16 protein-coding genes are annotated in these 17,507 nt (G+C 73.8%); 5 read left to right on the forward strand and 11 right to left on the reverse strand.

Annotation, left to right across the window (positions count from 1 at the left end; genetic code table 11):
* The first annotated feature begins 80 nt into the window (after positions 1–80).
* On the forward strand, positions 81–1,142 hold the full coding sequence (locus EDD40_RS08655; RefSeq protein WP_123742441.1) for a DUF2332 domain-containing protein: 1,062 nt from the start codon (positions 81–83) through the stop codon (positions 1,140–1,142).
* 19 nt (positions 1,143–1,161) lie between these two features.
* On the opposite strand, the gene EDD40_RS08660 is transcribed toward EDD40_RS08655, so the two are convergent.
* Positions 1,162–2,142, reverse strand: a complete 981-nt coding sequence (locus tag EDD40_RS08660; RefSeq protein ID WP_123742442.1) for a squalene cyclase — start codon at positions 2,140–2,142, stop codon at positions 1,162–1,164.
* Positions 2,143–2,151: 9 nt separating this feature from the next.
* Positions 2,152–3,465 (reverse strand): aminotransferase-like domain-containing protein, encoded by a 1,314-nt coding sequence (locus EDD40_RS08665; protein WP_170185006.1) that lies wholly within the window; start codon positions 3,463–3,465, stop codon positions 2,152–2,154.
* 95 nt (positions 3,466–3,560) lie between these two features.
* Here EDD40_RS08665 and EDD40_RS08670 point away from each other — a divergent pair, with 95 nt between their 5' ends.
* Positions 3,561–4,343, forward strand: coding sequence for an alpha/beta fold hydrolase (locus tag EDD40_RS08670; RefSeq protein WP_123742444.1), 783 nt, complete (start codon positions 3,561–3,563; stop codon positions 4,341–4,343).
* Between the two features lie 10 nt (positions 4,344–4,353).
* Here the strand turns inward: EDD40_RS08670 and EDD40_RS08675 are convergent, their stop codons facing one another.
* The 4 genes from EDD40_RS08675 to EDD40_RS08685 all read right to left on the reverse strand — a co-directional run bounded on the left by EDD40_RS08675 (position 4,354) and on the right by EDD40_RS08685 (position 7,115).
* On the reverse strand, positions 4,354–5,205 hold the full coding sequence (locus EDD40_RS08675) for a serine/threonine-protein kinase (RefSeq protein WP_123742445.1): 852 nt from the start codon (positions 5,203–5,205) through the stop codon (positions 4,354–4,356).
* Positions 5,206–5,281: 76 nt separating this feature from the next.
* Entirely contained in the window at positions 5,282–5,407 is a 126-nt protein-coding gene (locus EDD40_RS44325) for a hypothetical protein (RefSeq protein WP_281277756.1), read from the reverse strand.
* A complete protein-coding gene (locus EDD40_RS08680) occupies positions 5,404–5,892 on the reverse strand; it encodes a hypothetical protein (RefSeq protein WP_246037549.1) in 489 nt (162 codons plus the stop codon). The genes EDD40_RS44325 and EDD40_RS08680 overlap by 4 nt, the downstream gene beginning before the upstream one ends.
* Positions 5,893–6,164: 272 nt before the next feature.
* Positions 6,165–7,115 carry a lysyl oxidase family protein gene (locus EDD40_RS08685; RefSeq protein ID WP_246037550.1) on the reverse strand — a complete coding sequence of 317 codons (951 nt, stop codon included), beginning with the start codon at positions 7,113–7,115 and terminating at the stop codon, positions 6,165–6,167.
* Positions 7,116–7,330: 215 nt separating this feature from the next.
* On the opposite strand from EDD40_RS08685, the gene wecB reads away from it, so the two are divergent.
* A complete protein-coding gene (gene wecB / locus EDD40_RS08690) occupies positions 7,331–8,503 on the forward strand; it encodes a non-hydrolyzing UDP-N-acetylglucosamine 2-epimerase (RefSeq protein WP_123747863.1) in 1,173 nt (390 codons plus the stop codon).
* On the opposite strand, the gene EDD40_RS08695 is transcribed toward wecB, so the two are convergent.
* Together EDD40_RS08695 and EDD40_RS08700 are read right to left on the reverse strand one after the other, a co-directional pair.
* Positions 8,421–9,731 (reverse strand): FAD-dependent oxidoreductase, encoded by a 1,311-nt coding sequence (locus EDD40_RS08695; protein ID WP_123747864.1) that lies wholly within the window; start codon positions 9,729–9,731, stop codon positions 8,421–8,423. The genes wecB and EDD40_RS08695 overlap by 83 nt on opposite strands.
* Positions 9,731–10,537: a glycosyltransferase gene (locus tag EDD40_RS08700; protein WP_246037552.1), complete on the reverse strand. Its 807-nt coding sequence runs from the start codon at positions 10,535–10,537 to the stop codon at positions 9,731–9,733. Before EDD40_RS08700 ends, EDD40_RS08695 begins: the two co-directional genes overlap by 1 nt.
* Positions 10,538–10,931: 394 nt before the next feature.
* On the opposite strand from EDD40_RS08700, the gene EDD40_RS08705 reads away from it, so the two are divergent.
* Together EDD40_RS08705 and EDD40_RS08710 are read left to right on the forward strand one after the other, a co-directional pair.
* Positions 10,932–12,311 (forward strand): sugar transferase, encoded by a 1,380-nt coding sequence (locus EDD40_RS08705; RefSeq protein ID WP_246037553.1) that lies wholly within the window; start codon positions 10,932–10,934, stop codon positions 12,309–12,311.
* Complete coding sequence (locus EDD40_RS08710) at positions 12,293–13,720, forward strand: putative glycoside hydrolase family 15 protein (protein WP_246037554.1); 1,428 nt, start codon at positions 12,293–12,295, stop codon at positions 13,718–13,720. The genes EDD40_RS08705 and EDD40_RS08710 overlap by 19 nt, the downstream gene beginning before the upstream one ends.
* A gap of 13 nt (positions 13,721–13,733) precedes the next feature.
* On the opposite strand, the gene EDD40_RS08715 is transcribed toward EDD40_RS08710, so the two are convergent.
* The 3 genes from EDD40_RS08715 to EDD40_RS08725 all read right to left on the reverse strand — a co-directional run bounded on the left by EDD40_RS08715 (position 13,734) and on the right by EDD40_RS08725 (position 17,468).
* Positions 13,734–14,840 carry a glycosyltransferase family 4 protein gene (locus EDD40_RS08715; RefSeq protein ID WP_246038302.1) on the reverse strand — a complete coding sequence of 369 codons (1,107 nt, stop codon included), beginning with the start codon at positions 14,838–14,840 and terminating at the stop codon, positions 13,734–13,736.
* A gap of 139 nt (positions 14,841–14,979) precedes the next feature.
* Positions 14,980–16,068: a glycosyltransferase gene (locus tag EDD40_RS08720; protein ID WP_123742449.1), complete on the reverse strand. Its 1,089-nt coding sequence runs from the start codon at positions 16,066–16,068 to the stop codon at positions 14,980–14,982.
* Positions 16,065–17,468: an oligosaccharide flippase family protein gene (locus tag EDD40_RS08725; RefSeq protein WP_123742450.1), complete on the reverse strand. Its 1,404-nt coding sequence runs from the start codon at positions 17,466–17,468 to the stop codon at positions 16,065–16,067. Before EDD40_RS08725 ends, EDD40_RS08720 begins: the two co-directional genes overlap by 4 nt.
* Positions 17,469–17,507 lie beyond the last annotated feature (39 nt).

The raw sequence follows: 17,507 nt of genomic DNA on the forward strand, positions 1-17,507 counted from the left end.
GCCGCATCGCGGGCGCGCCGGCACCGGCCGGCCACTAGGATCGCCGTGATGCCGGGTCGACCGCAGGAGGCACGCCGCCCGTGGCCGAGGCCCGCACGCTCGCCGAGGTGTACCGACGATTCGGCGAGGCCGCCGCCGGGACGTCGCCGCTGCACGAGCGCGTCGCCATCGCCCTCAGCGAGTCCGCCGAGGCGCTGCGCGCCATCGGCTCCGCCCCCGCGCGCAAGCGGCACCCCTCCTTGGTCCTCGCCGCGCTGCACGACCTCGCCCTCGCCGGACGTGCCCCGGCACTCGCCCGTGCCTACGCCACCGGGGACGGCGACGCCGCCGCCGGCGCGGCCGTCGACGCGCTGGTGCGCCTGACCGACCCGGTCGTCGACCTCGTCGCGCGCCGGCGGCTCCGCGCCGACGAGACCGGGCACGGCGCCGTGCTGTACCCGGCCGTCGCCGAGGTGGCCCGCCGGGCGGGCGCGAACGCGGTCGGGCTGGTCGACGTGGGCTGCTCGGCAGGCCTCGACCTCACGGTCGACCGCGTCGGCATCGCCTACGGCAACGGGCAGTCGCTCGGCGACCCCGCCTCCCCGGTGCGGCTGACGGCGTCGGTCGTGGGCGACCGGCCCGTGCCGACGCGGGCGCTGCCCGAGGTCGTCGCCAAGGTCGGCGTCGACCCGGACCCGCTCGACGTGACCGACCCGGACGACGTCCGCTGGCTGCGCGCCTGCGTGCCGCCCGACCGACCGGAGCGCGGGGCGAAGCTGGAGGCGGAGGTCGCGCTGGCCGGGGCGGACCCCCCGCTGCTGCTGCGGGGTGACGCCGTCGACGTGCTGCCCGACGCGGTCGCCCGGGTGCCGTCGGACGCCCTGCCGGTCGTCCTCACGACGTGGGCGTTGTCGAGCTTCCCGCTGGAGGGCCGGTTGCGCTTCCTGCACCGCCTCGACGACGCCGCGGCGGGCCGACCGGTGGCGTGGGTGTCGGTGGAAGGGGTCGGGGTCGCGCCGTCGGTGCCGACGCTCGGCGACCGCCGCGCCTCCGGGCACAGCACCATCGGCCTGGTCGTGCTCGACGGGTCCACCCTGCACGCCGAGGCGGTCGGCCGCTGCTGGTCGCGGGGCGGCGTGCTGGCGTGGCTGGCGCGGTCCTGACCGGGCGGCGGCCGGGCGGCTAGCGCGCCGACCGGGCGGCGGCGTCCCACCAGTCGAGCACGCGCGTCCCGTACAGGGTCAGCCACTTCGACGGCTCCCCCGGCGGCACGTCGACCTCGAACCAGACGCGTCCCGGGTGCCGGCGGGCCTGGAGCCACGTGCCGTCGGGTTGCCGCTCGGCGCGGATCAGCTCGATCGCGTCGGCCATGCGCGGGTCCGGCGGCGTGCCGTCGAGCAGGGAGGCCCGGCGGAAGTGCTCGGCCGCGTTGAGCACGGAGTAGAACCAGCGGAACGGGTAGGAGAAGCGGTTCACCCACGGCGCCACCGGCTCGCCCGTGGACAGCCGGCGGAACAGTCCCCGTGCCAGCAGGTACTCCTCCCCGGCCCGGCGGGCGGCCCGGGTCGCGTCCGTGCCGCCGGTCGCGGCGTCGTAGGAGAGCAGTCCCTTGAGGGAGTTGAGGGTCGAGTGGAACGACGACCGCGTCGAGCCCTCGACCCACTGGCAGTTCCAGCCGCCGTCGGGCAGGCGGTGCTCGACGAACCAGTCCACGATGCCGGTCACGTCCGCGCCGAGCCACAGGCCGTTCTGGACGGTCCACGCGTTGATGCAGCAGTCGACCTCACCGCCCCAGTACGGCAGGTCGTCGTACTCCCAGCGGCAGTTGCGGTCGAGCAGCTCGACCGTGCGGCGCTCGCGCAGGACCGCGGGGTCCATCCCCCACTCCCGCAACGAGTCCAGCGTCCACGTCGTCGCGGTCCAGGGCTGCCCGGCGCCCTCGGCCGCCTCCGGGCCGTGGAAGTCGAAGCCGGCCGGGAAGAACGCGCCGCCCGCCCACTGCCCGTCCGGGTCCTGGAGCGCGAGCAGGCGCGCGCCGAAGCCCTCGGTCGCGATCCTGGCCCGGGTCGCCTCCCAGACCTCGGGCGGTTCGTGGGCGAGGTCGCGCTCGACCTGCCAGCGCAGCGCCGGATCGGCGTCGAGCAGCCAAGAGAGCCTGGTCATGCGCGAACCCTAGTCGACCTGCTCGTCCTCCGGACCGCCTTCGGCGAGGGCGGCGAGCACGTCCAGCGCCGCGGTCAGCACAGGGGTCGAGGTGGAGGCGAGGGCGAGCCGGACGGCGTTCGGCGCGTGACCGGGCACGACCGCGAACGCGGCGGCGGGCGTGACGGCGATGCCCCGCCGTGCCGCGGCGGCCACGAACGTGTCGGCCCGCCACCGGTCCGGCAGCCGCCACCAGCAGTGGTAGGAGCCGGGGTCGGCGCCGATGTCGAAGCCCGCCAGGCGGTCGCGCACGAGACGTTGCCGTTCGAGCGCGACGACGCGCTTGCGCTCCACCACGGCGTCCACCGTGCCGTCGGTGAGCCACTCGGTCGCGGCGGCGAGCGCGAAGCGGCCCGCGGTCCAGCCGCCGGAGCGCGCGGCGGCGGCGACCCGGTCGACCAGGTGCGCGGGCGGGACGGCGAACCCGACCGTGAGGCCGGGCGCGAGGCGTTTGGAGAGGCTGTCCACCACGGTCGTGCGCTCGGGCGCGAGCGGCGGCAGGTCGGGGCCGAGGAAGGCGTAGACGGCGTCCTCGACCACCTGGACGTCCAACTCCCGCACGGTGTCGACGAGTTCGGCGCGGCGCTGGTCGGGCATGGTGGCGCCGAGCGGGTTGTGCAGGATCGGCTGGAGGTAGACCGCGCGCACGTCGGCCGCCCGGATCGCCCGCGGCAGCACGCCCGCGTCGTCCACCGGCAGCGGCACGAGCGTGACGCCCAGCCTGGCCGCGATCGCCTTCACCACCGGGTAGGTCACGGTCTCCACCCCGAGCCGGCCGCCGACCGGCACCAGGGCCGCCACCGCGGCCGCGACGGCCTGCTTGCCGTTGCCGGTGAACAACACCCGGCTCTCGTCCGGCGTCCACCCTCCCCGTGCCAGCGTGCGCGCGACGGCGGCGCGTGCCTCCGGCGTGCCGCGGACGCCGACGGGCGTGAGCGCGTCGGCGAGCCCGTGCCGGACGAGCCGGTCGAGGCCGGGCGCCAGCAGGGCGGGCTGGTCGGGCAGCACGCAGAAGTTCAGCGCCAGGTCGACCCGCGCCCCGCCCGGTTCGGCCGGCGCGGGATCGACCGGCGGGCGCGCGGCCCGCACGAACGTGCCGCGCCCGACCTCGCCGACCGCGAGCCCGCGGCGGATCAGCTCGCCGTAGACGCGGGCCGCCGTGGACCCGGCGATGCGGTGGCGGCGGGCGAACGCGCGTTGCGGCGGCAGCCGGTCACCGGGCTTGAGCCGGCCGGCCGCGACCTCGGCCGCGAGCCGGTCGGCGATCAGGCGGTAGTCCGCCACGCGAGCACCCCGCATTGCACCGAGAGCATTGTTTTCATTGCACCGAGCAGGGTCGCGTTCCTAGGCTCCTGACGTCAACCGGCGCTGGGGGGAACATGCGGGTCAACGACATCGACATCGCTTACGACGACGAGGGCGACGGCGTCCCGGTGCTGCTCGTGCACGGCCACCCGTTCAACCGCTCGATGTGGCGGCCCCAGGTCGAACGGCTCCGCGACCGGCACCGGGTCGTCGCCCCCGACCTGCGCGGGTACGGCGAGTCGACGGTCGTGCCCGGCAAGACGCCGCTGGGCGTGTTCGCCGACGACCTGATCGGGCTGCTCGACCGCCTCGGCCTGGACCGGGTGGTGCTGTGCGGGCTGTCGATGGGCGGCCAGATCGCGATGGAGCTGCACCGGTCGCACCCGGCGCGCGTCCGCGCGCTCGTGCTGGCGGACACGTTCCCGGAGGCGGACACGGCGGCGGGCCGCGACCTGCGCAACGACCTGGCGGCGCGGGTGCTGCGCGAGGGCATGGGCCCGTACGCCGACGAGGTGCTGGACAAGATGATCTCGCCGGCCAACGTCGTCGCGCTGCCCGCCGTCGCCGAGCACGTGCTGGGGATGATGCGCGGCACGTCGCCGGAGGGCGCGGCGGCGGGGTGGCGCGGACGTGCGGAACGGCCCGACTACCTGGATTCGCTGTCCCGCGTCGCCGTGCCGGCGCTCGTGGTCGTCGGCGAGGAGGACGAGTACACGCCGGTCGCCGTGGCCGAGCGGATGCACGCGGCCATCCCCGGCTCGACGCTCGCGGTGATCCCCGGCGCGGGCCACCTGCCCAACCTCGAACGGCCGGCGGAGTTCACCGACGCGGTCGAGCGGTTCCTGGCCACGCTCTGAGAGGCGGGCCTCAGGCGGCGGGCCTGCTGGGGGTGCGGACACCGCACAGGAGCCGGTCGCGCGGCAGCGCGGCCGGCGCGGGGCGCAGCTCGTCGGCGACCCGGGCGGCCGAGGGGCGGCGGCTCGGGGACTGCGACGTCATGAGCGCGATCAGCCGGCCCAGGCCGGCGGGCACCTCCTGCGGCACCCTGGGCGGGCGGTGCAAGCGGGCGATCGCGGCGTCCACCCGGTTGCCCGGGTACTCCCGGTAGCCGGTCAGGCACTCCAGCAGCAGCAGGCCGAGGGAGTAGACGTCGGCGGGCGGACCGACCTCCTCGCCGCGCACCTGCTCCGGCGCCAGGTAGGCGGCGGTGCCGACGACCTCCCTGGTCTTGGTGACGCGGGTCGAGCCGAGCGGGTGGGCCAGGCCGAAGTCGGCCAGGTAGGCGGTGTCGGAGCCGTCGAGCAGGACGTTCGACGGCTTCACGTCCCGGTGCACGACGCGCTGCTCGTGCACGTGGGCGAGGGTGTCGGCGACCTGGTGGCCGAGAGCGCGCGCCTGCACGGGCGTGAACGTGCCGTCGAACAGCCGGTCGCGCAACGTCGTGCCCTCGACCAGCTGCATGACCACGTACGACGTCCCGTCGCACGAGCCGACGTCGTAGACCGACAGCAGCCCGGGGTGCGACAGCCCGGCCAGCGTGCGGACCTCGTTGTCGAACCGGCGCCCGTCCACCTCGTCGCCGTGGAACACCTTGACCGCGACGAACCGCCGCAGCAGCAGGTCCCACCCCCGGTGGACCTCGGCCGTGCCGCCCACGCCGAGCTTGCCCGTCAGCTGGTAGCGACCTTCGAGCACGCGGTCCTCGGTGGCCAACGACATGGCCCCACCCTTCGGTCGCCTATCCGGACGTCTGCCGAATTCCCGCCCGGCGAGGTGGTCAAACCGCCGGCCCCCGTCAGAGGACGTCCAGGCGCGGCGCGGCGGACGCGGACTGCGCGGCCTGGGCCACGGCCTGCGCGTCGGCGAGGTTGTGCACGCGGACGGCCATCGCGGGCACGGCCCGTTTCGTCGGTTTCGTCATGTAGACGGCGAAGACCGATCTTGACCACGTCCGGTCCGAGCGTGCCGACGTTGGAGATCACGTAGACGTAGCCCGCCCGCACGTTCGCCGCGCGGCGCTCCACCCCCGTGATCGGGTCGTCGACCGCCGCGAGTTGCTCCCGCGCCCGCGCCGGCCCCTCGGCGTCGCCCTTCGCCTCCAGCCGCGTCGCGCTCGGCCTCGGCCTTGGCCTTGACCAGGGAGTCGGCGGTCAGGTCGATCTCGTGCAGCCGCTGCCGGTGGTAGTCCGGCGAGATGACGATGCGCATCAGCGCGCCGAGCTTGCCGATGGTGATGTCGCGGCCCGGCTTCTGCCCCTCCTTGAGCGACCCGTTCACCGCCCAGTCGACCTGGCAGGCCAGCGCGTCGTCCAACGGGTGCTCGTACTCGCAGACCCCGACCTCCTGCAGCAGGGCGAGCTCACGGGTCTCGACCAGCTGCGCCCGCCAGGCGCCGGCCTCGGCCACGAGCCGCCGCCGGGACTCGGCGAGCGTCGCGCAGGTGGCCCACCCACCCGCTCAGCTCGGCGATCGTCGCGTGCGCCGAGGCCGGCTGCTGCTGGAGCGCGGCGACCTCCGCGCTCTCCTTGTTGCCGAACAGTGCCACCCTGGTCCTCTCCCGGAGCCACGCCCGGAACCACGCGGGGCTCCGGGCCGTGTCACCGTGGATCGGCCTCCGGACCGCCCGCGTCACAGCGCGCGGCGGGCACGGGCGGACCGCTCACCGACCGGCCTGACCGTCACCGGCGCAGCGCGGCGCACCGCTCGGCGCCCGGGCAGTTCCGCAGCAGCCGCACCTGCGGCGGGATGGTGATGGTGGCCGGTGGCGCGGTGGCGTTGCCCGGCCAGCGGATCGACACGGCCATGGCCGAGGCGTTGTTCGCGTAGGACTTCTCGACCAGGGTGCGGTCGCCGTTGACGACGTTCACCACGTCGTACACACCGGACGGCACCGCGGTGATGTCCAACCACTGGAAGTCGACGGTGTGCAGGTAGTCGTCGCCGTGGCCGACCGAGATCCCCTGCACCACGCTCAATGCCCCCGGCGAGTGGTGGCCGCACCGGTTCACCTGCAACGCCGCCGCCAACCGGCTCTGCGGGCTGTCGTCCGCGGTCGGGCGGTTCGGCAGCCGGTCGCGGGTCTCGTACCGGTCGCCGAGGCAGAAGCCGGTCTTCCGGTCGGTGACCACCGTGTCACCCGAAGGTGTGCGGAGCTGGAAGTGCTCGAAGCCGAGCAGGTGCCAGTGCTCGTGCGTCGCCGCCGGCTCGTAGTACAGGGTGGCGGGCACGGGGTGCTGCGCCTGGTCGTAGGCCATCGGGATCGAACCGTCCACAGCGGACTGGAACGCCTGCCGCGCGGTCATCTCCCGCTGCCCGGCGTCCGCCCGGCTGCCGTGGATCAGCAACGGCCCGTCGCCGACGTTGTCCGCCGATGTGGTGAACCGCAGCCGGACTGCCCCGATCGGGCCCACTTGCACGCACTCGCCGTTCGGCGCGGCCGGGTCGGCGACCGGGCACACGTCCCAGTCGACGCACCACGACGGGTTGCCGGAGAACCCGCCGCCGCACCCCACCGGGGCCTGCCGCAGGTCCGGGAGCAGCACCTGATCGGCCCCCTGCGCGTGCGACGGCCCCACGCCCGCCGCCACGAGCACCGCCGTGGTGATCAACGCCAGGTGTCTTCGCATCATCGAACTACCCGTCCACTCCAGAATGATCCACTCACCAACCTACTGAGCCGCACCGACAACTCGGGCCCAGCCACGGTCAAGTTCACTCGATCGACTGAGGCACAAGGGAAATCGACCACGGGGACTCTAACCTTCACCGCGATCGCGCCCCGGGCGCGCGTCGTCCGCGACTGGAGGTGGGTCCGATCGACCAGGGAGTCCCCGGCACCGTCACGATGGTGTGCGGCACCAGGCCGGAGCTGATCAAGCTCGCGCCGCTGATCCGCGTGATGGGCGCCAGCGCCACCGTCGTCTACACCGGACAGCACTACGACACCGCGATGTACCACCGGATCCGGCAGGACATCGGCCGCCCGGGGCGGTTCCACGAGCTGTCCGTCGGCGGCGGCACGCGCGGCGGCCAGCTCGGCGCGGCCGTCGCGGCCGTGGACGAGCTGCTGGCGCGGCACCCGACCAGGGCGGTGATCGTGCAGGGCGACACGACGTCCGCGCTCGCCGGCGCGTTGGCCGCCAACGCCAACGACGTGCCGCTGGTGCACGTCGAAGCGGGGCTGCGCAGCTTCGACCGGGCGATGCCCGAGGAGCACAACCGGGTCGCCATCGACCACCTCGCCGACCTGTGCTGCGCGCCGACCCCGCTCAACCACGCCAACCTGGTGGCCGAGCGCGTCCCCGAGGAGCGCATCGCGGTCACCGGCAACACCGTGGTCGAGGCCCTCGTGACGGCGCTGCCCGGCCGGGACGAGGAGGCCGTCGTCCTGGCCGCGCACGAGCTCGAGCGCGACGGCTACGTGCTGGCCACCGTGCACCGGCCGGAGAACGTGGACGACCCGGTCAGCCTGGAGGCGATCCTGCGCGAGCTGAACCGCCTGCCGCTGCCGGTGGTGCTGCCCCTGCACCCGCGCACGGCCAAGCGGGTCGAGGCGTTCGGCCTGACCGCGCTGCTGCGCCCGCTGAAGGTGGTCGAGCCGCAGGCCTACCCGGCGTTCCTGGCGCTGGCCCGGTGCGCCGCGGTGGTCGTGTCCGACTCCGGCGGCATCCAGGAGGAGGTCAGCGTCCTCAAGCGGCCGGTGGTCGTGGTGCGCCGCAGCACGGAGCGCCCCGAGATCGAGGGCACGTTCGGCACCCTGGTGCCGCCGGGACCGCGGGTGCGCGCGGAGGTGCTGCGGTGGCTGGACGACGTGGCGGGCCACCGGGAACGCCTGGAGCACATCCCGTCGCCCTACGGCACCGGCTCGCCGTCGGCCCGGATCGCCGCCGCGCTCCGGCGACTGGTCGGCGGCGAACCGGTGCACGCCCGGCAGCTCAGCCCGGAACGGGTTGTGGTGCCCCCGCCAGCTTCTCGGCGACCCGTCGCGCCAGTCCCGCACTCGAGTTCCAGCTCGTGACGTCCGGGTAGACGTGCGCGGTGGTCGCCAGCAGCAGCGGGGTGCCGGCGACCACCACCGGGGGCCGCTGCGCCAGGTAGCCGAGCGGGTACACCGGTTCCACGAACGGGGCCTTGAACACCCGCACGTCCTCCACGTCCTCGCGGCACACCGAGGGGTGCAGCGCCAGCAGCTGCGACGTCCACCGCGCCGCGATCGCCGCGTCGTCCTCCTGGAACAACGCGGACTCCCGGTCGGTGTACCGCATCGCGTAGACGAGGTGCCGCCCGTCGTACCGCTCCACGCCCGCCAGCGGGGTCATCTGGATCAGGCCGTCGAACTCGGTGCCGGACCGCACCACCGGCGTCCAGTAGTGCCCCGACAGCGGCCGGCGCAGGAAGAACAGCGCGTTCACCACGCCCTGGTACGGCAGCCGCACGTCCGGCAGCCGCGCGGCCAGGTCCTCGTCGGCGAGCTGCCGCAGCGACGGCAGGGGCAGCGTCGACACCACGTGGTCCGCCGTCACCGACTCGCCGCCGTCCAGGACGATCCGCACCCGCCCGTCGGTCACGCCCATCCGCCGCACCGGCGCGCCCAGCCGCACCACGCCGCCGCCGGCCTCGATCGACGCCCTGAGCGCGTCGATGACGGCCCGGTAACCGCCCTCGGGGTACCCGCGCACCGACACGGCCCCCTCGCGCCCCAGGCGCTGCCACAGGTACAGCGCGGGCACGTCGCCGAACCGCGCGCCGAACTTCGCGCCGAACAGGGGCGCGAGCAGCAGCTCCCACACCCGGTCGCCGTACAGGCCGCGCAGCCAGTCCTCGGTGCGCGTGCCGTCGAGGTCCTTGCCCCGGCCCAACCGCCGCAGCAGCACCGAGACCGCGCCGAACCTCAGCCGGTCGAGCACGCCCAGCGGGGTGAACCCGAGCAGGTCCCGGGCCGTGTTGAACGGGAACGCGCGGCCGTCCACGACCATGCCCATCCGGGTGGGCCGCCACGTGACCGAGTCGCGCAGCCCCAGCTCGTCGAGCAGGTCGAGCAGGTGGTCGTCGGTCGGCATCACGCAGTGGTAGAAGCGCTCCACCCAGCGGTCGCGCCACGCGAAGAACGTGCCGAGGCCGCCGAGCTGGTCGCTGCCCTCCAGCAACGTCACCCGCGCGCCGGTCCGCACCAGCCGGTGCGCGGCGGCGAGGCCGCAGATGCCGCCGCCGACCACCACCACGTGCCCGCCGTCCGCCGGCCGCATCACAGCGCCCGGTACGGCGCGGGCGTGAGCCGGTCGCGGACCAGCAGCTTCAGGTACTGCCCGATGGTGCGGACGAGCCGGATCTTGCTCGGGCCGTGCTTGCGGTCGTAGCGCAGGGCCAGCGGCACCTCGGTGACGACCGGCCGGCAGTGCCGCAGCTTGAGCAGCAGCTCGACCATGCACGCGAACCCGCGTTCCTCGATCAGCCGCTCGCCCCAGTGCCGCTCGGCGCGGGCCAGCAGGCTGACCCGGTAGGCGCGGAAGCCGCTGGTGCAGTCGCGGACGCCGTCCACCCGCAGCACGCGGCGGAAGAGCACCGCCGCGCCGCGCGAGAGCAGCCGGCGCAGCGGGGGCGCGGTCGCGTCGTCGCCGCCGTCGACGAACCTGGAGCAGATCACCACGTCCGCGCCCGCCGAGATCTCCTGCTCCATGCGGTGGATCAGGGCCGGGTCGTGGGTGTCGTCGGCGTCCATCACGACGACGACGTCCTCGTCGCCGGCCTCGGCCAGCACGGCGCGCAGCCCCGACTGGACGGCCTGGCCGAGGCCGAGGTTGACCGGGTGGCTGACCAGCCGGACGTCCAGGCCCGGCCAGCCGTCGGCGACGACGTCGGCGGTGCCGTCGGACGAGCCGTCGTCCACGACCCAGGCGGTGAGCTTCCCGGCGAGGGCGGCCTCGGCGAGCCGGGTCAGCAGCGGCGGCAGCGACGCCGCCTCGTTGTAGGCGGGCAGCACGACGTGGGCGCGGGCGTGGGTGCGCGGGCCGTCGGAAAGGACCGGTCCGGCCTCTTCCGACGCGGTGCGCACGTCTCCTTCATCGACGCTCAATGGGCCCCATTTCACTGGATGGCGGCTGACGGTCCAGAATTATTCGCCTCCGGACCGCCACGGGATTCGACCGCCCCGGTGGCTTTCCGTCGCACGTCTGGATGAATTACCGCAGGGTCCGAGCCGGACCGTCACCCACAAAGGAGAATAGGCATCACCGACAGAGTGAACGAGAGCCGATGAATCACGCTTGATATACACCGAGTGAGCAGAGAGTCCCGTTCGGATGATCTCGAACGGGTGACCAGATAAATCGGGTTCATGGTGGGAAGGACGTCGTCCGTATGTGGTGTGGCGTGGGCGGGACGCGCTCGGTCCCTGGCAAGGGCGGTCAGCGGTGAACGGGGTCGGCTCGGCGGTCACCCCGACCCCGGTGTCCAGGTGGCGGCACCAGCGACCGCGCGAGGCGTCGGGGTCGGACCTGCTGCGGCGGGTGAACGCGGTGGCGGTGCTGCTGGTCGCGGTGGACCTGACCGCGGTGGCCGCCGTGGCGGCCCGGTACTCGCCGGGCGCGCGGTGGACCGCGGTGGTGGCGGCGGCGCTGCTCGGCGTGCGGGCCGCGTGCCGGCTGTACCGGCGGCGGCTGTGGCTGTCCTGGTTCCACGACCTGCCGCGCTCGCTCGCCGCGACGGCCGTGGCGTTCGCCCTGGTCACGCTGGCCGGCCTGGTCGGCGGCGCGCCGCCGGGGACCACCCTCGCCACGCAGTGGGCGGTGCTGGCGTTCGCCGCGCTGAGCGAACCGGCGCGGCTCGTCGTGTTCGCCTTCGGCCGCTGGTGCCGGCGGAGGTTCGACCGCTGCGACCGGACGATCGTGGTCGGCGCCGGGAAGGTCGGGGTCGACCTGGTCGGCGCGATGCTGGCGCACCCGGAGTTCGGCCTGCGCCCGGTCGGCTTCGTCGACCCGGAGCCCGCCCTGGACCGCGCCGCCCTGCCGGTCGGCCTGGTGGACGAGGACCTGGCCGACGCGATCACCCGGCTGGGGGTCGGCACGGTCGTGCTGGCGTTCTCCCACGCCCGCGAGTCGTCGGTGGTCGACTCGGCCATCACCGCGCACCGGCTCGGCTGCACCACCCTGGTCGTGCCCCGGATGTTCGAGCTGTACCAGGACGGGCCCGACATCGAACGGCTGCGCAGCTACCCCCTGATGCGGCTGGGCACCGCCCCCACCAGCAGGCCGAGCTGGTGGGTCAAGCGGGCCATGGACGTGCTGCTGGCCGCCGTGGCGCTGGTCGTGCTGTCCCCCGTGATCGGGCTGTGCGCGCTGGCCGTGCTGCTGGAGAGCGGCCGGCCGGTCGTCTTCCGCCAGGTCCGGGTCGGAATGGACGATCAGCCATTCGTGCTCTACAAGCTGCGCAGCGTGAGAATGAACGGCGAAGACGATTCCCAAGTCACCTGGTCGGTGGTCGGGGATCGCCGGGTCGGACCAGTGGGACGATTTTTGCGCAGCACGTCGCTGGACGAACTCCCCCAGTTGTGGAACATCCTCAAGGGCGACATGTCCATCGTCGGACCACGCCCGGAACGCCCCGGTTTCGTTCGGGAGTTCTCGGCCATCCACGAGCTATACTGGGCCCGGCACCGGGTTCCCACGGGGCTGACCGGACTCGCGCAGGTGCACGGCCTACGGGGTGACACCTCGATTGTCGACAGGTCCCGATACGACAACTACTACATAGCCAACTGGTCGTTGTGGCTGGACGTGAAAATCCTGTTGCAGACGGTGGGTGAGCTGTTGTGCCGAAGGAACCGCTGAACCGACGACGACCCCGCCGGGTCCTCGGTCTGCTGTGCGCCGCCGCGCTGCTGGTGCCGAGCGCGGCGTGCACGGTGGGCGCCGCCGCCGGCAACCCGCCGCACTTCCCGCTCGGCCCCCTGCCGAAGCCGCTCGCGCCGTGCGGCTGGTGGTACGGCATCGGCGAGCCGCCGAGCACCCGTGACATCACGTTCGCCGCGCAGCACTACGGCCTGGTGGTGCTCAACGCCACCGAGACGAAGTCGCTGCGCCGGCTCAAGCAGCTCAACCCGAAGGTGAAGGTGCTGGTCTACAAGGACTTCTCCAGCGCCCGCAACTACCCCGGGGCGGTCGTCGGCGACGTGGACGCGCCGTTCCTGCCGACCGGGATCGGCTACTTCAAGGCCGAGCGGGAGAACCCGCACTGGTTCGCGGTGGACACCAAGAACCACCGGATCGAGTGGAACTCCTACCCGAAGCACTGGCAGATGACCGTGTGGGACCCGGCTTACCAGAAGGCGTGGAGCGACGCCGTCACCGCCGAGGTGGTGCGCGAGGGCTGGGACGGCGTGCTGGCCGACAACGACTTCAGCTCCTTGAAGTACTACTCGTCGGCCGTGCTGAAGGGCACCGAGGACGCGGCCGAGTCCGACCGGGTGATCCGCGAGGGCATGGACACGTTCCTCACCACGGCCGGGGACGCCCTGCACAAGGCCGGGAAGATGCTGATCCCGAACGTGTCCGAGTCCCACCTGACCGCGGGACGGTGGACGGCGCACTCGCGCTACGACGGCGCGATGGAGGAGAACTTCGGCCTGCGCGACACCGGCACCGGCGAACTGCTCACGTTCAAGGGCAACGAGTGGAAGGAGCTCCGCTCGCAGGCCGCGCTGGGCGAGACGTGGCTCCTGCTGATCACCCACACCAAGGGGGCCCGCGAGGAACGCGTCGGCTACGCCACCGCCGCCCTGCTGGCCAGCCCGCACACGTGCTGGTCGGGCGCCACCACCAAGGACTACCGCAACCCCGACTGGTCCCGCTACCAGGAGTCGAACCTGGGTGAGGCCGTGGAAACGGCGAACCGCCTCCCCTCCGGCGTGTGGGACCGCCGCTTCACCGGCGGCTACGTCGCGGTGAACCCCACCGGCAAAGCCGCGAGGATCACCCCGCCACCGGGCCTGGTCAACCTGGACGGCGGCGCCGCCGCCCCGGCCACCGTCGAGATCGCCGCGGGCGACGCCATCGTCCTCGTCACCCCCACCGTCGCCACCGCCACGACGACCACCCCGACCACCCCCAGCACCACCCCGACCACCACCGCCCCCGTCACCACCGAACCAACCACCCCCACCACCGAACCGGTGACCACCGAACCAACCACCCCACCAACCACCTCCGAACCGACCACCCCCACCACCCCAACCACGTAACCGCCCCACCGACTCACCCGCCGACCCCGCCGACCCCGTCGCCCTCTCCACCCAGCATCCGGCGGTAGAGGTCGAGGTGGCGTCGCGCGCACACGTCCGGCGCGAACCGGTCCCGAGCCCGCTCGGCGAGTTCCGCTCCGATCCGATCCGGGTGGGGTTCCTCGAACAACGCGCGCAGCCGGGCAGCCAACCCGTCGACGTCCCCCGGCGCCGCGAGTGCCGCGCCGGGCCCGAGCATGTCGGCCACCCCGCCGGTGTCGGTCGCCACCACCGGCTTGCCCGCCGCCATCGCCTCCGCCACCACCAACGGCTGCTGCTCCAACGCGGACGGCAGCACGAGCGCGTCGTGGTGCCGCAGCAGGTCGGGCACATCGGCCCGGAACCCCAGGAATTCCACCCTGCCGCCCAACGCGCGCGCCAACTCCTCGGCCTTCGCCCGCTCCGGCCCGTCGCCCACCACGGTCAACGTGGCGTCCACCGGCATCACCCCGGGCAACGCCAACGCCGTCAACAACGTGGCCAACCCCTTGCGCCGCACCAGCAACCCGACGAACACCAACCGCCGCACCACCCCCACCGGCGGTTGCACGTGCGCGGGCTCGACGCAGTTGTCGATGTGCGCCAACCTCGCCGCCGGCACCTTCAACCGCCCGCTCAGGAACCGTCCCATCGCCTGCGCCGGCACCACCGTCCGGTGCACCGCCCGCGCCACCACGGCATCCGCCGCCAACACGGTCCGCGTGTAGGCGGAAGGCCCTTCCGCCCCCCGCACACCGCGGAACCACTGCTCACCCACGTCATCCGGCACACCGTGGTACGTCTGGACCACCTTGTGCCGGAACCGCAACCCCGCACCGACCAACCCGGCCCGCCGATCCTGCGCGTGCACCACGTCCGGCCGCCACTCCCTCACCACCGCCCGCGCCCGCCGCCCGGCCCGGACATCTGCCTTGTCCCCCACCTCGACCACCTCGTGGTGCCCGCCCAACGCTTCCGCCCCACGCCGAGGCACGGGCCCGAACACCCGGACCTCCGCCTCACCGGACTCCGCCAACGCCCGCGCCAACCGGACCGTGACGTCCACCGGCCCCCCGCTGTCCTGCGTCAACAAGTACGCCACCCTCAACCGCCCGCTCACCTTCCACCCACCGATCCACAACGCACCGAGGCCCGATCCGACATGGCTTCGACCAGCCTGGAGCGCCCGTAAGGGCCCCATGTCACATCGAGCCGGACCCGACCACCGATCACCCTGACCCTCACCGTGCCCCCACCATCAACTTGTCCACCAACGTCGCCACCTGATCCGCCACCTGCCGCCGATCGAACAGCAACTCCACCCGCCTCCGACCGTGCGCACCTTCCAGATCCGCCGCCGAGGGGTCGGCCAGCCGCACCGCCACCGCTTCCGCCAACCCCTCCACGTCACCGGCGGCCAGCACCGCCCCCGCCTCGCCGACGCTCTGCCGCACCCCGCTCACGTCGAACGCCACCACGGACCGGCCGCACGCCATCGCCTCCAACGGCACCAACGCCATTCCTTCCGCTCTCGACGGCATCACCACCACGTCCGCCGCCGCGTAGAAGTCAGCGACCGCGTCGTCGTGCCCCCACCACCACACGGACTCGTCGTCGCACGCGGCACGCCACCTCTCCCCCATCGGACCGTCCCCGACGAGCACCAGCCGCGCGCCCGGCACCTGCGCCCGCACCGCCGGCCACGCCGCGAGCAGCTGGTCCTGCCCCTTGTACGTCACCAACCTCCCCACGCACACCGCTGTCGGCACGTCCGGCAGCCCCAACCGACGCCGTGCCGCCACCCGGTCCGCCGGCCGGAACCGCTCGACGTCCACTCCGTTGCACACGACCTCCGCCGCCCCTCGCACCCCGATCGCGCGTCCGGCGGCCAGCTCGTCGTCGCTCACGCACACCAGCTGGTGCGTCCACCGCGCCCCGGCCCGTTCCCACACCTTCGCCGCCCGCGCCACCACCCCGCCGGTGCTCTGGAACGACCACATGTGCGGTTGGAACATCGTCGGTCGACGTCCGCGCACCACCAGCCGTCCCACCAGACCGGCCTTGGAGCTGTGCAGGTGCACGACATCCGGGTCGAGCCCGCGCAGCACCCGCCGCAGCCGCACCGCCTCACCCACCGTCGTGATCCCCGGCTGCCGACGGGCCTGCCACTCCCGCACCTCCACTCCCAGCGCACGGGCCCGTTCGGCGAGTGGTCCGGACGGGGACACCACGGTCACCGACCACCCGAGGTCCCGTTGCGCGCGGGCCAGTTCCAGCACCACCGCCGCCACCCCCGCCGTCACGGGCTGGCTCACGTGCACGACCCTCACCGACGCACCACCTCCGGGTTCGCCACCAGCACGACCACGACGCACACCACCGCCAACACGACCCCTTCGCCCACTGCGGCCACCACCGATCCGGGTGGTCCGAACACGTCACCGATCCCGGACGCCACCGCCGCGCAGCACGCGGCCGCCGCGGCGACCCCGCCGATGCCGCGCACCAGCGAGGCCGGCGGCGGGCCTATCCCCCGCCGCGCCAACGACCACCACGTGCACGGGACCACCAGCCACGCCGCCGCGACCTGCACCAGCGCGACGGCCACCACCCCCTGTCGGGCGAACGCCAGCAGCCCGCCGACCAGCAGCACGAGGTGGCTCACTTCCAGGGCCAGGTAGCGTCGGGCGTGGCCGGCGGCTTTGAGCACCTGGTACCACAGGTGCAGCAGGCTGATCCCCAAGCCGTACAGGCACAGCAGGGCCAGCGGCAGGGCGGCCTCCGCCCAGCGCGCCCCGAACACCACCACCCGGTCGGCCAACGCCGCCGTCACCGCGTACAGGCCGCCGGTGAGCACCAGCACCGCCGTGGTGAACCGCCCGACCACCCGGGACAGTCCGACGCCCTCGCGGATCAGCTTGGCGCACAGGGGCAGCACCACCCCGCCCAGCACCACCGCGACCAGGATGTACGGCACCCAGGCGATCCGGTACGCCAACGAGTACACGCCGACCGCTTCCGGCCCGTGCGCCCGTGCGATCGCCAGGTAGTCCAGGTTGATCAGCAGCACGGCCACCACCGCGCCCGGTCCGACGACCGCGATCCAGCGCAGCGCCTCGCCCGCCGCGCCCGCGTCCCACACCGGCCGCACCCGCACGCCGACCACCACACCGAGCAGGGGCTGCGCCACCGCCGTGCACAGCAACCCGACGACCAGCGAGTACGGCCCGGCGCCGGTCACCGCCAGCACGACCGTGACCGCCGCGCCGAGCACCGCGCCGCCCGCGTCGGGCAGCAGCCGACGGCGGAAGTCCAGGTTCCGGTGCAGCAGCCCCATCTGCACCCCGGCCACCGCCGAGAACGGCAGGCTCGCCGCCGCCGGCCGCAGCAGCGGCGCGACCGACGGCGCGTCCAACGCGTGCGCGATCCCGTCGGCCGCGAGCGCCAGCGCCGACGCCAGCACCACCCCCGTGCCCGCGCTGAGCACGAGCAACGTGCCCGCCACCTGGCGCGGGTCGCGGTCGGTGCGGCTGACCACGTCGTAGACGCCCATCGACTGCACGACCTGGCCGATGTTGACCAGTGCGACGGCCAGCGCGACCAGCCCCAGCCCTTCTTCGGTGAGGAACGCGGCCAGCACCAGCGTGACGGCCATCTGGCTGCCCTTGCTGATCAGGTTGACCAGGAACAACCACCGCGCTCCCGCGCCCACACCGGCCCCGACCCTCACCCCAGAACCAGAACCCGCCTGAGAACCCGACCCCGACCC

This window comes from Saccharothrix texasensis (genome assembly GCF_003752005.1).
Lineage (GTDB): Bacteria > Actinomycetota > Actinomycetes > Mycobacteriales > Pseudonocardiaceae > Actinosynnema > Actinosynnema texasense.

Excerpts from the sequence above, each read along its gene's own strand:
- EDD40_RS08660 (WP_123742442.1), bottom strand. The coding sequence starts at position 2,142 with ATGACCAGGCTCTCTTGGCTGCTCGACGCCGATCCGGCGCTGCGCTGG.
- EDD40_RS08670 (WP_123742444.1), top strand. The coding sequence starts at position 3,561 with ATGCGGGTCAACGACATCGACATCGCTTACGACGACGAGGGCGACGGC.
- EDD40_RS08675 (WP_123742445.1), bottom strand. The coding sequence starts at position 5,205 with ATGTCGTTGGCCACCGAGGACCGCGTGCTCGAAGGTCGCTACCAGCTG.
- EDD40_RS44325 (WP_281277756.1), bottom strand. The coding sequence starts at position 5,407 with ATGACGAAACCGACGAAACGGGCCGTGCCCGCGATGGCCGTCCGCGTG.
- EDD40_RS08685 (WP_246037550.1), bottom strand. The coding sequence starts at position 7,115 with ATGATGCGAAGACACCTGGCGTTGATCACCACGGCGGTGCTCGTGGCG.
- wecB (WP_123747863.1), top strand. The coding sequence starts at position 7,331 with ATGGTGTGCGGCACCAGGCCGGAGCTGATCAAGCTCGCGCCGCTGATC.
- EDD40_RS08695 (WP_123747864.1), bottom strand. The coding sequence starts at position 9,731 with ATGCGGCCGGCGGACGGCGGGCACGTGGTGGTGGTCGGCGGCGGCATC.